Raw genomic sequence first — 15,581 nt, forward strand, 5'->3', positions numbered from 1 at the left:
TACATAGCGCCCGTTGAAGCCAACCGCCGCGGGTCATCATGGAAAACGTCGTTCTCATCATCCACCTTCTGCTGGCCCTGGGCCTGATCGCCGTTGTGCTGATGCAGCGGTCCGAAGGCGGGGGCCTCGGCATGGGCGGCGGCGGCGGCGGCGTGATGTCCGGCCGCGCGGCCGCGACCGCGCTGGGCAAGGTGACCTGGGGACTGGCGATCGCCTTCATCATCACCTCGCTGACGCTGACCATCCTGGCGGCGCAGGATGCGCGCGGAACCTCGGTGGTGGACCGCCTGGGCACCCCGTCGGCCCCGACCGAGGACGGTAACGGCGCACCGGCGCTGCCGGCCGGCGACGACCTGCTGCCGCCGGCCCAGGGCGACAACGCACCGCTCGCCCCGCGCGCCGACTGATCATCAACACCTTGAAGAAGGGCGGATAACCGCAACAGCATCTTGCGGTTGTCTTGCGTCGCCTACGCGAATCCCATAAGAGTGGAGTCCCGTGATGCTGCGGTTTTTCGACGAACCGCCGGACACCTGAATCGCTGAATTCTCACGGGGGCAGCCGACAAAATGGCGCGATATGTATTCATCACCGGCGGGGTTGTTTCATCTCTGGGCAAAGGGCTGGCCTCGGCCGCGCTCGGGGCGCTGCTGCAGGCGCGCGGGTTCTCGGTCCGGCTGCGCAAGCTCGACCCCTATCTGAACGTCGATCCGGGCACCATGTCGCCCTATGAACACGGCGAGGTGTTCGTGACCGATGACGGCGCGGAAACCGATCTGGACCTGGGCCATTACGAACGGTTCACCGGCGTCGCCGCCCGCAAGACCGACAGCGTCAGTTCTGGGCGCATCTATTCCAACGTGCTGGAAAAGGAACGCCGTGGCGACTACCTCGGCAAGACGATCCAGGTGATCCCGCACGTCACCAACGAAATCAAGGATTTCATCGAGATCGGCGACGATGAGGTGGATTTCATGCTCTGCGAGATCGGCGGCACGGTCGGCGATATCGAGGGCCTGCCCTTCTTCGAGGCGATCCGGCAATTCTCCCAGGACCGCCCGCGCGGGCAGTGCATCTTCATGCACCTGACCCTGCTGCCCTGGCTGGCCGCCTCGGGCGAGCTCAAGACCAAGCCGACCCAGCACAGCGTCAAGGAATTGCGGTCGATCGGGTTGCAGCCGGATGTGCTGGTCTGCCGGTCCGAACAGCCGATCCCGGACAAGGAACGCGCCAAGATCGGGCTGTTCTGCAACGTGCGCCCGGAAAACGTGATCGCGGCCTATGACCTGAATTCGATCTACGAGGCGCCGCTGGCCTATCACGAACAGGGGCTCGACCAGGCGGTGCTGGATGCCTTTGACATCTCGCCGGCGCCGAAACCCGACCTGTCGGTCTGGCGCGATGTCAAGGACCGCATCCACAACACCGATGGCGAGGTCAATGTCGCCATCGTCGGCAAATACACCCAGCTCGAAGACGCCTACAAATCCATCAAGGAGGCGCTGACCCATGGCGGCATGGCCAACCGGGTCCGGGTCAAGGTGGAGTGGGTCGATGCCGAGATCTTCGACGACGAGGACCCGGCCCCGCATCTGGAGAAATTCCACGGCATCCTCGTGCCCGGCGGCTTTGGCGAACGCGGCACCGAGGGCAAGATCAAGGCCGCGCAATTCGCCCGCACCCGCAACGTGCCCTATCTGGGCATCTGCCTGGGCATGCAGATGGCGGTGATCGAGGCGGCGCGCAACGTGGCCGGGGTGAAGGATGCCGGATCGGAGGAGTTCGACCACGAGGCCGGGCGCAAACGCTTTGAACCGGTGGTCTATCACCTCAAGGAATGGGTGCAGGGGAATTACACGGTCAAGCGCGACCTTGGCGACGACAAGGGCGGCACCATGCGCCTGGGCGCCTATGACGCGGTGCTGGCGGAGGGGTCGAAGGTCGCCGGGGTCTATGGCACCACCGCGATCGAGGAACGCCACCGTCACCGCTACGAGGTGGACGTGAAATACCGCGACAAGCTGGAAAAGGCCGGATTGCGGTTCTCGGGCATGTCACCGGACGGGCGCCTGCCCGAGATCGTGGAATGGACCGATCACCCGTGGTTCATCGGCGTGCAGTTCCACCCGGAACTGAAATCCAAGCCCTTTGCCCCGCATCCGCTGTTCGCCGAGTTCATCCGCGCCGCCACGGCAAGCTCGCGCCTGTTCTGACCGGGCGACAACCGCGGCGGCGCTCTCACGCGGCCACCAGCCGCCCCTCCTCCAGCCGCAGCACACGGTCCATGCGCGCGGCCAGGTCCATGTTGTGGGTCGCGATCAGCGCCGCCAGCCCTTCGCCGCGCACCAGTTCCATCAGTGCGTCGAACACCTGGTCCGAGGTGGCCGGATCGAGATTGCCGGTCGGTTCGTCGGCCAGCAGCAACCGGGGCCGGTTGGCAAGGGCGCGGCAGAAGGCGACGCGCTGCTGTTCGCCCCCCGACAGCGCGGCAGGCCGGTGACCTGCCCGTCCCGCGACCCCGACCCGCGCCAGCAGGTCCATCGCCCGGTCCTGCGCCGCCGCCCGCGATGCACCGTCGGCAAGCTGTGGCAGGACGATGTTCTCGGCGGCGGTAAACTCGGGCAGCAGGTGGTGGAACTGGTAGATGAACCCGACATCGCGCCGCCGCGTGGCCGTGCGCCCGCGATCGCCGCGCCGGGTCATGTCGTCCCCTGCGATCATCACCTGCCCCGCATCGGCCATGTCCAGCAGCCCGGCGATATGCAGCAAGGTCGATTTCCCCGCGCCCGACGGCGCCACCAGCGCCACCGCCTCGCCCGCGTTCAGCACCAGATCGGCGCCGCGCAGCACCCGGACCTCGCCGGGCGTGCCGCGCAGATAGCTCTTTTCGATCCCGGTCAGGGTCAGCACCGGTTCACTCATAGCGCAGCGCCTCCACCGGGTTCAGCCGGGCGGCCCGGCGCGCCGGGAAAATGGTCACGACGAAGGACAGCCCCAGCGACAGCGCCACCGCCTTGAGCACGTCGTTCAGGTGCAGCTCGGCCGGCAGCGCATAGATGCCCCGGATCGCCGGGTCCCAGACCCCGCCGCCCATGACATAGTTCACGAAGGAAAAGATCGGGTCGATATAGATCGCGAACAGGCAGCCCAGCACCACGCCCAGGGCGGTCCCGACCAGCCCGGTAAAGGCGCCGCAGATGAAGAACACCCGCATGACCGAGCCCTCGCTCAGCCCGATGGTGCGCAGGATGCCGATGTCCCGGCCCTTGTTCTTGACCAGCATGATCAGGCCCGAGACGATGTTCATCGTCGCGATCAGCACCAGGATCGACAGGATCACGAACATCACGTTGTCCTCGACCTCGAGCGCGCGCAGGAACCCGCCCGAGGCATCCCGCCAGGTCCAGGCCAGCGCCCGCTCCCCCGCCGCCTCCAGCAGCGCGGGCACCAGCGCCCCCACCGCGTCCGGGTCGCTCACCATCACCTCGATCTCGTCGGCGCGTCCCTCGCGGTTGAAATAGCCCTGCGCCTCGGCAAAGGGCATGTAGACCCGCGTGCGGTCGATGTCATAGCGCCCGGCGGAAAAGACATAGACCACCTCGTAGGCGTTCACGCGCGGGCTGGTGCCAAAGGCGGTGCGCACGCCCTCGGGCGAAATCAGCTTGACCCGGTCGCCCACCGCAACGCCGATCTCGCGCGCCACACCGGCGCCGATGGCGATGCCGGCGCCGAACCGGGACAGATCGCCATAAGCCTCATCGCTGTCGGCGATGCCGGGCAAGGTTTCGATATCCGCCTGCGCGATGCCCAGCACCTCGACACCGGCATTGCGCCCGCCCGCCGATATCATCACCTGCCCCCGCACCAGCGGCGCGGCGCGGGTAACGCCCGGTACCCCGGCCACCCGCGCGGCCATGCCGTCATAATCCGCGATCGTCCGGTCGATGCCGCCGGTCTCGGTCTCCTGCGGCGCCTGATACAGCGTCACATGCGCGTTCGCGCCCAGGATCGTGTCGACGAACTGCGCCCTGAACCCCGAGCGCACCGCCAATGTCGCGATCAGCGCAAAGACCGCCAGCGTGATGCCGATCAGGCTGATCCAGGTCATCACGCTGACCCCGCCCTCGGCGCGGCGCGCCCGCAGGTAGCGCCAGGCGATCATCCATTCGAAGGGGGCGAAGGGGACGGTGTTCCGTGCCATCTGATGTCCTGCTCCGGGTTCGGTGCGGAAGGTGTGGCCAAGCGGCGCCGGGGTCAACCCGCGGCCCGGATCGGCGCCCGTGACCGGCGGGTTTCACCCGATGCACGCCCCGCTCCGGCATCAGCCCCCTGCATCAGACCCCGGTATCCGGTGCGTAGATGGCCGCGATCTTCTGCACCGCGGCCTCGGGCGGCAGTTCCTCGCTTTCTCCGCTGCGGCGGCTGGTCAGTTCGACGACGCCGTTCTTAAGGCCGCGCGGGCCGACCGTGATCCGCCAGGGAAGGCCGATCAGGTCCATGGTCGCGAACTTGCCGCCCGCGCGTTCCTTGCGGTCGTCATAGAGCGGATCGAGCCCCAGCGCGGTCAGCGCCGCATAGATCCCGTCACAGGCGGCGTCCGCCGCCTCGTCGCCCTGCTTGAGGTTGACGATGCCGCAATGGAACGGCGTGACGCCCTCGGGCCAGATGATGCCATTGTCGTCATGGCTGGCCTCGATGATCGCGCCCACCAGCCGGCTGACGCCGATCCCGTGGCTGCCCATATGCACCGGCACCGATTTGCCGTCGGGGCCCTGCACGGTGGCGCCCATCGGTTCGGAATACTTGGTGCCGAAATAGAAGATCTGCCCCACCTCGATCCCGCGCGCGCGGCGCTGGCGCTCGGCCGGGACCTGTTCGACGAACCGCGCCTCGTCATGGGTTTCGTCGGTGCGCGCATAGAGGGCGGTGAATTCCTCCATCACCGCGCGGCACTGTCCGACATCGTCATAATTGATCTCGCGGTTGCCCAGCCGGATGTCGGTCACCGCGCTGTCATAGAACACCTCGGATTCGCCGGTATCGGCCAGCACCAGGAATTCATGGGTGTCGTCGCCCCCGATCGGCCCGCTGTCGGCGCGCATCGGGATCGCCTGCAGCCCCATCCGTTCATAGGTGCGGATATAGCTGACCAGGTGGCGGTTGTAGGCGTGCAGCGCATCCTCTTTGGTCAGGTCGAAATTGTAGCCGTCCTTCATGAAGAATTCGCGCCCGCGCATCACCCCGAACCGGGGGCGGATCTCGTCGCGGAATTTCCACTGGATGTGGTAGAGCGTCAGCGGCAGGTCCTTGTAGCTGCTCACATGGGCGCGGAATATGTCGGTGATCAGTTCCTCGTTGGTTGGACCAAAGAGCATGTCGCGGTCGTGGCGGTCGCGGATGCGCAGCATCTCGGGGCCATAGGCGTCATAGCGCCCGCTCTCGCGCCACAACTCGGCCGATTGCACGGTCGGCATCAGCATCGGGACATGGCCCGCGCGGATCTGTTCCTCATGCACGATGCGCTCGATGTTCCGCAGCACCTTGTAGCCCAGCGGCAGCCAGGAATAGATGCCCGCGCTGGCTTGCTTGATCATGCCCGCGCGCAGCATCAGCCGGTGGCTGACGATCTGCGCCTCGGCGGGATTTTCTTTCAGGACGGGCAGGAAATAGCGGCTCAGGCGCATGGGTTTACCTATCTGGCGTTCCGGGTCTGGCCTGATCTAAGGCAAAGCACCGGCGCGGGCAATCCGGCATTGCGGACCCGGATCGCGGGTTCGCCGCGGCCGCAGGCGGCGCCGCGATTTCAAAACCCATGACAAACCCGGTGCGGATGGGCTTAACTGACCCAACGTAATGCCGGGAGGGACACACGCGGATGGAGCCGATCGCCTTTACCTACGAAATGGGCGTTGTCATGGCGCTCCTTGGCCTGACGGTGTTCCTGTTCGTTTCCGAACTGTTGCGCATCGACCTGACCGCAATCCTGGTGCTGGTGCTGGTGGGCATCCTGTCCTACCTGCCGGGGCTGGAGAACATCGCCGACGTGACCCACCTGTTCGACGGTTTCGCCTCGAATGCCGTGATCTCGATCATCGCTGTGATGATCGTCGGCGCCGGGCTGGACAAGACCGGCATCATGAACAAGGTCGCGGCGGTGATCCTGCGCTATGGCGGGACGACCGAGACCCGGATCGTGCCGATCATCTCGGGCACCGTGGGCGTGATCTCGTCCTTCATGCAGAATGTCGGGGCCGCGGCGCTGTTCCTGCCGGTAGTCAGTCGGATCTCGTCGCGCTCGGGCATCCCGTTGTCGCGCCTGCTGATGCCGATGGGGTTCTGCGCCATCCTGGGCGGCACCATGACCATGGTCGGCTCGTCGCCGCTGATCCTGCTCAACGACCTGGTGATGACGGCCAACCAGGGCCTGCCCGACGAACAGAAGATCGAACCTTTCGGGCTTTTCGCGGTGACCCCCGTCGGCGCGGTGCTGATCCTGACCGGGATCGTCTATTTCCTGGTCCTGGGCCGCTGGGTCCTGCCCGCCGCGCCGGCGCGCGTCGATGGCACCACGGCGCAGGGCACCCGCGCCTATCTGAAACGGGTCTACGGGCTGAGCGCGGAAGTGTTCGAGGTGGAAGTGCCCGCCGACAACCCGCTGGTCGGGCAGATGCTGGCCGACATCAACCTCGAGAACAACCTCTACATCATCTCGACCTTCTACCGCGGCAAGGTGTCGATGGTGCAGATCCTCACCGCCGAGATCGCCGCCCCCTGCCGGCTGGCGATCATCGGCCGGCGCAAGGCGGTGAAACGGTTCGCCGACCGCTACGGGCTGGAGATGCGGCCCCGGCTAGACGTTTTCGCCGAGGAATTCGCGCCCACGAACGCGGGTATCGCCGAGGTGGTGATCCCCCCCGACAGCAAGCTGATCGGCAAGTCGCCCCGCGACCTGCTGCTGCGCAAGACCTATGGCCTGTCGCTGCTGGCGATCCATCGCGGCGAGGACACGCTGAGCCATGTCGAATCCGAGAATCACCAGCCGACCGCCATCGGGCTGGTGCCGTTCCGCGCCGGTGACATGCTGGTCGCCCATACCCGCTGGGACAACCTGACCCGGCTGAAACGCGACCCCGATTTCGTCATCGTCACCTCGGATTTCCCGCAGGAGGAGCTGCGCCCGCAAAAGGTCGGCTGGGCGCTTCTGTTCTTTGTCATCTCGCTGTCGATGATCCTGTTCACCGACGTGCGCCTGTCGCTGAGCCTGCTGACCGGCGCGGTGGGGATGCTGCTGACCCGCGTGCTGTCCATCGACGAGGCGTATCGGGCGGTGGGCTGGAACACGGTGTTCCTGCTGGCGAGCCTGATCCCGCTGGGCAGGGCGGTGCAAAACACCGGAGCCGCGGCCTGGATCGCGCAGCAGATCATGGTGATCCTCGACGGCTGGCCGATCTGGGCGCTGCAGGCCGGGGTCGCCATTCTGGCCACCGCGTTTTCGCTGGTGATGTCAAACGTGGGCGCCACGGTGCTGCTGGTGCCGCTGGCGGTGTCGATCGCCGTCGCCGCGGGTGCCAGCCCGGCGGTCTTTGCGCTGACGGTGGCGATCTCGACCTCGAACAGCTTCATCATTCCGACCCACCAGGTCAACGCGCTGATCATGGGCCCGGCCGGTTACAAGGTGATGGATTTCGTGCGCTCGGGCGGGATCATGACGATCCTGTTCCTCGTGGTATCGCTGACGATGCTCAATCTGGTCTTCTGACCGGCACGCGCCGCTGCCCGCCCTTGCCAGCCGCGCGCCCATGCGCGATGACGGGAACGAACGGATCACGAGAGGAACATCATGGCCCTGCCGGTGGAAACTCAGCTGAAATACTGGAGCGTCGCCGCCGTCACCTTCGTGCTGGTGCTGTGGCTGCTGGGCGATGTGCTGCTGCCCTTTGTCCTGGGCAGCGCGATGGCCTATTTCCTCGACCCGATCGCCGACCGGCTGGAACGGATGGGCCTGTCGCGATCTGCCGCCACGGCACTGATCACCGCGTCGGCACTGGTGATCTTCGCGCTGCTGCTGCTGCTGGTTCTGCCGGCGCTGATCGCGCAGGGCATCGACCTGATCCGGACGCTGCCGCAGCTGACCAGCAAGCTGCGCGATCTGCTGGTGGCCCGGTTCCCGTCCATCCTGATCGAGGATTCGACGATCCATACCACCCTGGCCAGTATCGGCGACGCGGTGCGCGAACGCGGCCCGCAACTGCTGCAGACGGCGCTCGGCTCGGCGCTGTCGCTGGTCAACGTGGTGGTGCTGCTGCTGGTCGTGCCGGTGGTGTCGGTCTACATGCTGCTCGACTGGGATCGCATGATCGCCCGGATCGACGACCTGCTGCCGCGCGACCACGCCCCGGTGATCCGGCAGCTGGCGCGCGAGATCGACGGCACCCTGTCGGCTTTCGTGCGCGGGATGGGAACGGTTTGCCTGATTCTCGGCACCTATTACGCCATCGCGCTGATGCTGGTCGGCCTGAATTTCGGGCTCGTGGTCGGCGCGATTGCCGGGCTGGTGACCTTCATCCCCTATCTCGGCGCCCTGATCGGCGGCGCGCTGGCCATCGGGCTGGCCCTGTTCCAGTTCTGGGGCGACTGGGTGTCGATCGGGCTGGTGGCCGCGATCTTCATGGTCGGGCAGGTGGTCGAGGGCAACATCCTGACCCCCAAGCTGGTCGGCAGTTCGGTCGGGCTGCACCCGGTCTGGCTGCTGCTGGCGCTGTCGGTTTTCGGGATGCTGTTCGGGTTCGTCGGCATGCTGGTGGCGGTGCCCGTGGCCGCCGCGATTGGCGTGATCGCCCGGTTCGCCATCAACCAGTATCTTGCCGGGCGGCTCTATCGCGGCCTGTCGGACCAGGGCGGCCCCGGCGATGCCTGAAATGCGCGAGATACCGCAACAGCTGAGCTTTGAGCTGCCGGTGAAACCGGCGCTGGGGCGCGGCGATTTCTTCGTTTCGCCGGCCAATGCGCTGGCGGTCGCGATGATCGACCTGTGGAATTCCTGGCCCGAGGGCAAGCTGGCGCTGTCCGGCCCCGCCGGCTCGGGCAAGACCCACCTGACCCATGTCTGGGCGGCGATGAGCGGCGCCACCATCCTACCGGCCGCCGCCCTGCCCGGCCGCGATCTCGCCGCGCTGGCCGCGGGGCCGGTCGCCGTCGAGGACGTGCCCGACATCGCGGATGACGGCGCGGTCCAGACCGCCCTGTTTCACCTGCACAACCTGCTGCGGGCGGCGTCCCGGCCCCTGCTGCTGACCGGCCGCGGCGCCCCCGCGCATTGGGGGCTGGGCCTGCCCGACCTGCAGAGCCGGGTGTCCGCCGCCCATCACTGCGCGCTCGAGCCGCCCGACGATTCGCTGCTGGCGGCGGTGCTGGCCAAGCTGTTCGCCGACCGGCAGGTGACGCCGAGGCCCGATGTAATCCCCTATGTCATCACGCGCATGGACCGGTCCTTTGCCGCCGCCGCCGAGATCGTCGACCGGCTGGACCGCGTCGCGCTGGCCGAATCCCGAGCCCTGTCGCGTCCGCTGGCCGTTCGGCTGCTCGACGCCGACGCGGCGTGAACCGTGACAATTCCGTTGCACAAATCGACGACAAGCCCCTCATGACCAGATCAGATTTCCTCAAGGCCCCGTTTGCCCCCGCCACCGAACTGCCCGATTTCGATCCCAGCGGCCCGCAGCGGTTCTACAACCGCGAACTCAGCTGGCTGGGCTTCAACTGGCGCGTGCTGGAAGAGGCCGAGAACTGCCGCGTGCCGCTGCTGGAGCGGCTGCGTTTCCTGTCGATCTCGGCCAACAATCTCGACGAGTTCTATACCGTGCGCGTCGCCGGCCTGCGTGAACTGGCCAATGCCGGCAACATCACGCCCGCGGCCGACGGGCTGACCCCGGCAGAGCAGCTGGTCCTGATCCACGAGGACGCGGGCCGGCTGATGCAGGCGCAGCAGCGGGTTCTGACCGGCCTGCTGGCCGAGATGGAGGATACCGGCATCTCGGTGCTGAACCGCGCGGCACTGAACGATGCGGACCGGGATTACCTGGCCGACGTGTTCCTGCAACAGGTGTTCCCGGTGCTGTCGCCGCTGGCCATCGACCCGGCCCATCCCTTCCCCTTCATCCCCAACACCGGCTATTCGCTGGCGTTGCAGCTCGAACGCGAAAAGGACAAACGCTCGCTCCAGGCGCTGCTGCCCATTCCGCAGCAGATCGAACGGTTCATGCCCCTGCCCGGCACCGACGCGCAGCAGCGGTTCCTGCCGCTGGAAGAGCTGCTGCTGGAAGAGATCGAGAGCCTGTTTCCCGGCTACCGGCTGAAATCGCATTTCGAGTTCCGGGTGCTGCGCGATTCCGATCTCGAAGTCGAGGAAGAGGCCGAAGACCTGGTGCGCGAATTCGAGGTGGCGCTGAAACGCCGCCGCCGCGGCGAGGTGGTGCGCATGACCCATTCGGCCTCGGCCTCGGGCGCGCTGCTGAACACGGTGAAACACGAACTGGGCGTGGTCGATACCGAGGTGGTCGAGCTTGACGGCATGATGGGCATGGCCGACCTGTCCGAACTGGTCACCGACAAGCGCCCAGACCTGCTGTGGCAGCCCTTCACGCCACGGGTGCCGGAACGGGTGCAGGACCATGACGGCGACATGTTTGCCGCGATCCGCAAGAAGGACATGCTGCTGCACCACCCCTATGAAACCTTCGACATGGTGGTGCGGTTCCTTGCCCAGGCCGCGCGCGACCCGGACGTGGTGGCGATCAAGCAGACGCTCTACCGCACCTCGAAACGCTCCCCCATCGTCGAGGCCCTGTGCGAAGCCGCCGAGGACGGCAAGTCCGTCACCGCGCTGGTCGAGTTGAAGGCACGGTTCGACGAGGCCGCCAACATCCGCCAGTCGCGGCGGCTGGAACGGGCCGGGGCGCATGTGGTCTATGGCTTTCTCGACCTCAAGACCCATGCCAAGATTTCCACCGTGGTGCGCCGCGAGGGCGACCAGCTCGTGACCTATACCCATTACGGCACCGGCAACTACCACCCGATCACCGCCCGCATCTATACCGACCTGTCGTTCTTTACCTGCGATGCGGCGCTGGGGCGCGATGCCACCAAGGTGTTCAACTATCTCTCGGGCTATGCCCAGCCCGCGCAGCTCGAAAACCTCGCCATCTCGCCGCTGACGCTGAAGCCCCGGCTGATCCAGATGATCGAGGCCGAAATCGACCACGCCAAGGCCGGCCGGCCGGCCGAGATCTGGGCCAAGATGAATTCGCTGATCGACAGCGAAGTGATCGACGCTCTCTATCGCGCCAGTCAGGGCGGGGTGAAGATATCGCTGGTGATCCGCGGCATCTGCGGGCTGCGTCCGGGTATCAAGGGGCTTTCCGACAACATCCGGGTGAAATCGGTGGTCGGCCGGTTCCTCGAACATTCGCGCATCGTCTGTTTCGGCAACGGCGCCGGGCTGCCGTCCAAGACCGCCCGCGTGTTCATCTCGTCGGCGGACTGGATGGGCCGCAACCTGAACCGCCGGGTCGAAACGCTGGTCGAGATCACCAACGGCACCGTAAAGGCCCAGATCGTCAGCCAGATCATGGCCGCCAACCTCGCCGATGTCGCACAGAGCTGGGTGATGGCGCCCGATGGCAGCTTTGCCCGCGACCCGTTGCCCGAGGGCGAATTCACGTTCAGCTGCCACAGGTTCTTCATGGAAAACCCGTCCCTGTCCGGGCGCGGATCGGCCGGCGCCAAGGATGTGCCCAAGCTGACGCACACCGCCGACGGCCCGGGCAATTGACCCGCCAAGGTGCTTCGCGCATCCTGCGTCCGACCGCTGCCGGGGGAAACATGAACCAGCGAAACGAACCGCAGCACGGCCATTGGGATCCGTTCGGGCGGCCCCTGTTCGACAGCGCGGATGCGCGCGCGCTGTCGCGCGTCGGCGTCCTCGATGTCGGCTCGAACTCGGTCAGGATGGTGGTGTTCGACGGCGCTGCCCGCAGCCCGGCCTATTTCTACAACGAAAAGATCATGTGCGGGCTGGGATCGGGCCTGGCGGAAACCGGCAGGCTGAACCCGGAGGGCCGCGCGCGCGCGTTGGCGGCGATCCGGCGTTTCCAGGCCATTGTGCGCGAACTGGGGATGCCGCCGCTATCGGCGGTGGCGACGGCGGCGGTCCGGGATGCCGAGGACGGGCCCGAATTCTGCGAACAGGTCCTGGCCGAAACCGGCCTGGTGCTGCACGTCATCGACGGCGGCGAAGAGGCGCGGCTGTCGGCCCAGGGCGTTCTGCTCGGCTGGCCGGGGGCCTACGGGCTGGTCTGCGACATCGGCGGTGCGTCGATGGAACTGGCCGAGATCGGCGGTGGCACCGTGGGCCGGCGCGTCACCTCGGATCTCGGCCCGCTGAAGCTGAGCGGGCTCAAGGGCGGGCGCCGGGGCCGCAAGGCGCGGATCAGGTCGGTGATCGGCGACCTGTCCGAAACCATGGGACCGCAGCGCGACCGGCTGTTTCTGGTCGGCGGCAGCTGGCGGGCCATCGCCCGGATCGACATGGAACGCCGCGGCTATCCGCTGCGGGTGCTGCACGAATACCGGATGACGATCCGCTCGGTGCGCAGGACCATCCGCTATGTCGAAGACAGCGATCTCGACGAGCTGCGGCAGGCCTGCGGCATCAGCCCGGCGCGGATGGACCTTGTCCCGATCGCCTGCGAGGTGCTGTCCCGGCTGATGCAGGAGTTCCGGCCCCGCGACATCGCGATCTCATCCTACGGCATCCGCGAAGGCCTGCTGTTCGAACAGATGCCGCAACGGCTGCGCGACCGCGATCCGCTGATCGAGGCCTGCCGGTTCGCCGAGGCCAAGGACGCCCGGATGCGCGGCTTTGGCAAGACGCTGTTCCACTTCGTCACGCCATTGTTCAGGTCCGCGCCGCCCGAACGCCAGCGCCTGATCAAGGCCGCCTGCCTGCTGCACGATGTCAGCTGGCGCGCCCATCCCGACTATCGGGCCGAGGTCTGTTTCGACAATGTCACGCGGGCCAACCTGGGCGGGCTGAGCCATTCCGAACGTGTCTACCTGGGGCTGGCGCTGCTGCACCGCTATCGCAACAAGCGCGAGGGCACCCGGCTCGACCCGCTGATCGGCCTGCTGCCGGACAAGGACAGCCACCAGGCCGAGGTGCTGGGCAAGGCGATGCGGTTCGGCGCCATGTTGTGGATGCGCCCGGATGGCGACATGGCGGCCCTGCGGTTCCGCCCCAAGAAGAAGGAACTGGAACTGCGGCTGTCACGCGAGGCCGAGCCGCTGTTCGGCGAGGTGGCGCAGGCCCGGCTGCTGTCGCTGGCCACGGCGCTCGGTTCGGAGGTCCGGATCAAACCTGCGCGCTGACTGCGCCCGCCGCTCTCAGATGTCCTGCTGGCCCGACGGGGGCGTTTCGCTCAGGGTCCCCGGTTTCTCATCGGTCTCTGGCGGCGCGTCCGCCTTGCGGCGGATGATGATATCGCCATTGTCGAGGATCTCGGGCGGATGATACCGCGACCAGTCCTTCACCTCCTCCAGCATCGACGCGAAGGCCGGCCCCATTTCCTGGAGAAAGCTCTCCATCGCCGGGCCGTAATCGTCGACCAGGCTGCGCAGCGCGTCCAGCTTAGGCGAGACTTCCTTCCTCAGCCCCTCCAGGAGCATGTTCAGCCCCTCGCCCATCAGCCCGCCCCCGCCGTCATCCTGGCTCTGGTCCTGGGCAACAGCGGGCACGCTCAGGGCAAGCGTGACGGCGATGGCGGTGGCGAGTCTCTGTTTCATGGCCCGATCATAGCCGCAGGACCGGGCCGGAACCAAGCTCAGATATCGATATCGAGCGTGACCGGGAAATGATCCGACGCGGTCAGCAGCGCGTCGCACAGGTCCGGCATCTGCCAGCAGCGGGCATCCTCGAACGGGTGCCAGATGCGCCAGGCCGGTCGCCGCGCCATCAGTTCGGGTGACACCATGATGTAATCGAGCAGCGCCGACAGGTATCGCCCCTGGTCGCGCAGGTGGAACCGCGCGGTCGAGGGAACCGCGGCGCCCGGCCGCCGCCGGGTGGCTTGTTTTGCATGCGGGTCGAACATGTCGCCGCCCAGCAGGATCTCGACCGAGGACCGTCCGAACAGGTGTTCGTATTCGTCCAGCCCTGGCCCGTCATTGAGATCGCCCATCAGCATCACCGGCGTGGTCTCGGCCAGGTGCATGTCGATCCGCCCACGCAGCCAGATCGCCTGTGCCAGTTGCTTGCGCCGGTTGGCGATCGACAGGCGCATCACCGCCTGCGGGCTCTCCGCGCCGTGCGGCGCCTTGGATTTCAGATGCGCCCCGATCAACCGGAACCCGAACCCGCCGGCGGTCTCGACGGCAAGCTCCAGCGGCGGTTTCGAGAACTGCACCAGGTCCTCCTGCGCGTCGATATCCAGGTCGATGCGAAAGGTGCCGTCGAATCGCGGCGCGTCCCGGCTCCCCTTGCGGCCGACCTCGTCGCCGCGGGGATCGTGACATGCGCTCAGGGCATCGGGGTCGTACATCAGCGCGATTTCCTGGTGCGTGGTGTTGGCAAAACCCATCACCGTGCGCCGGACGCGCAGATCGAAAGCGGCGGCGAACCCTTCCAGCGCGCGGACCGTGTCGCGCCGCCGGCCGGTATTCGGCGCCTCGATCACCATCACCGCATCCGCATCGAGCGCCGTGAACACCTTGGCCAGCGCCTCGATCTGCGCCGCCCGCGTCACGTCCCGCCGCCCCGACCACCCGTCATCCAGCAGCAGCTTGTCATTGTCGTCGAACAGGTTGGTGAACCATTCGACATTGTAGGTCGCCAGCCGCATCTATCCGGTCCCGGCGCTGATTTCATCCCAAGCGCGGTTGATGTCGATCATCCGCTTCTCGGCCAGGCGCACCGCCTCCTCGGGCACCCCGCGCGCGATCATCGCGTCGGGATGGGTTTCGCGCACCAGCCGCCGCCACGCCTGCCGGATCTCGTCCATCGGGGTGTCGGGGTTCACCCCCAGCACCATGTAGGGATCGGGGCTGGCATCGGGCACGAACCGCGCCCGCAGCGCCACGAAGTCCGGCCCGGGCATCCCGAAGATCTCGGCCACCTCCGCGAGAAACTCGTTTTCGTTCGGGTGGTAGAACCCATCCGCCATCGCGATGTGGAACAGGCCTTCCATCAGGTCCTTCAGCGTGTCGGGATCGTCGGCGAACATGCGCCCGATCGACCGGGCATAATCCTCGTATCCGGCGATATCCGTGCGCGCCATGTTGAACACCCTGGCGGCCCCGTCCTCGTCCTCCTGCGCGATATGGAACACCTCGCGAAAGGCCGTCACCTCGTCCCGCGTGACCTGGCCGTCGGCCTTGGCCATCTTGGCCCCCAGCGCGATCACCGCGATGGCAAAGGCGACCGACCGTTCGGGCGGCGTGCGCAGGCGCTCGAACACCTGCGTCAGGCTGTCGCCACGCCTCAGCGCCTCCAGCGCATCGCTTATCCGGGTCCAGATCGACATGGGGGC

The 15,581-nt window shown here is 66.8% G+C and carries 13 protein-coding genes; 7 read left to right on the forward strand and 6 right to left on the reverse strand.

Going from position 1 to position 15,581, the window contains the following annotated elements:
- The first annotated feature begins 38 nt into the window (after positions 1–38).
- Both secG and C6Y53_RS01385 read left to right on the forward strand, forming a co-directional pair.
- On the forward strand, positions 39–407 hold the full coding sequence (gene secG / locus C6Y53_RS01380; RefSeq protein WP_106470804.1) for a preprotein translocase subunit SecG: 369 nt from the start codon (positions 39–41) through the stop codon (positions 405–407).
- A 162-nt stretch (positions 408–569) separates the two neighbouring features.
- Positions 570–2,213 carry a CTP synthase gene (locus C6Y53_RS01385; protein WP_106470805.1) on the forward strand — a complete coding sequence of 548 codons (1,644 nt, stop codon included), beginning with the start codon at positions 570–572 and terminating at the stop codon, positions 2,211–2,213.
- Positions 2,214–2,238: 25 nt separating this feature from the next.
- Here C6Y53_RS01385 and C6Y53_RS01390 read toward each other — a convergent pair whose 3' ends face one another.
- The 3 genes from C6Y53_RS01390 to proS form a co-directional block, all read right to left on the reverse strand.
- Complete coding sequence (locus tag C6Y53_RS01390) at positions 2,239–2,922, reverse strand: ABC transporter ATP-binding protein (protein WP_106470806.1); 684 nt, start codon at positions 2,920–2,922, stop codon at positions 2,239–2,241.
- Entirely contained in the window at positions 2,915–4,201 is a 1,287-nt protein-coding gene (locus tag C6Y53_RS01395; protein WP_106470807.1) for a lipoprotein-releasing ABC transporter permease subunit, read from the reverse strand. Before C6Y53_RS01395 ends, C6Y53_RS01390 begins: the two co-directional genes overlap by 8 nt.
- A gap of 133 nt (positions 4,202–4,334) precedes the next feature.
- Positions 4,335–5,684 (reverse strand): proline--tRNA ligase, encoded by a 1,350-nt coding sequence (gene proS / locus C6Y53_RS01400; RefSeq protein ID WP_106470808.1) that lies wholly within the window; start codon positions 5,682–5,684, stop codon positions 4,335–4,337.
- Positions 5,685–5,875: 191 nt separating this feature from the next.
- Here proS and C6Y53_RS01405 point away from each other — a divergent pair, with 191 nt between their 5' ends.
- From C6Y53_RS01405 to C6Y53_RS01425, 5 genes are all read left to right on the forward strand, one after another.
- Positions 5,876–7,759 (forward strand): SLC13 family permease, encoded by a 1,884-nt coding sequence (locus C6Y53_RS01405; RefSeq protein ID WP_106470809.1) that lies wholly within the window; start codon positions 5,876–5,878, stop codon positions 7,757–7,759.
- An 81-nt stretch (positions 7,760–7,840) separates the two neighbouring features.
- Positions 7,841–8,917, forward strand: coding sequence for an AI-2E family transporter (locus C6Y53_RS01410; RefSeq protein WP_106470810.1), 1,077 nt, complete (start codon positions 7,841–7,843; stop codon positions 8,915–8,917).
- Between the two features lie 10 nt (positions 8,918–8,927).
- Positions 8,928–9,602: a P-loop NTPase family protein gene (locus C6Y53_RS01415; RefSeq protein ID WP_106473892.1), complete on the forward strand. Its 675-nt coding sequence runs from the start codon at positions 8,928–8,930 to the stop codon at positions 9,600–9,602.
- Positions 9,603–9,643: 41 nt separating this feature from the next.
- On the forward strand, positions 9,644–11,830 hold the full coding sequence (locus C6Y53_RS01420) for an RNA degradosome polyphosphate kinase (protein ID WP_106470811.1): 2,187 nt from the start codon (positions 9,644–9,646) through the stop codon (positions 11,828–11,830).
- 50 nt (positions 11,831–11,880) lie between these two features.
- The gene (locus tag C6Y53_RS01425) at positions 11,881–13,425 is read left to right on the forward strand and encodes a Ppx/GppA family phosphatase (RefSeq protein ID WP_106470812.1); all 1,545 of its coding nucleotides are present in this window, start codon (positions 11,881–11,883) and stop codon (positions 13,423–13,425) included.
- Positions 13,426–13,440: 15 nt separating this feature from the next.
- Here C6Y53_RS01425 and C6Y53_RS01430 read toward each other — a convergent pair whose 3' ends face one another.
- From C6Y53_RS01430 to C6Y53_RS01440, 3 genes are read right to left on the reverse strand one after another with little or no spacing between them, the layout of a single operon-like run.
- Positions 13,441–13,839 carry a hypothetical protein gene (locus tag C6Y53_RS01430; RefSeq protein ID WP_106473893.1) on the reverse strand — a complete coding sequence of 133 codons (399 nt, stop codon included), beginning with the start codon at positions 13,837–13,839 and terminating at the stop codon, positions 13,441–13,443.
- A gap of 38 nt (positions 13,840–13,877) precedes the next feature.
- Positions 13,878–14,894, reverse strand: coding sequence for an endonuclease/exonuclease/phosphatase family protein (locus C6Y53_RS01435; RefSeq protein WP_106470813.1), 1,017 nt, complete (start codon positions 14,892–14,894; stop codon positions 13,878–13,880).
- Positions 14,895–15,575 carry a molecular chaperone DjiA gene (locus C6Y53_RS01440; protein ID WP_106470814.1) on the reverse strand — a complete coding sequence of 227 codons (681 nt, stop codon included), beginning with the start codon at positions 15,573–15,575 and terminating at the stop codon, positions 14,895–14,897.
- Between the last annotated feature and the right edge of the window lie 6 nt (positions 15,576–15,581).

Origin of the sequence: Pukyongiella litopenaei, assembly GCF_003008555.2 — a bacterium.
Taxonomy (GTDB): Bacteria; Pseudomonadota; Alphaproteobacteria; order Rhodobacterales; family Rhodobacteraceae; genus Pukyongiella; species Pukyongiella litopenaei.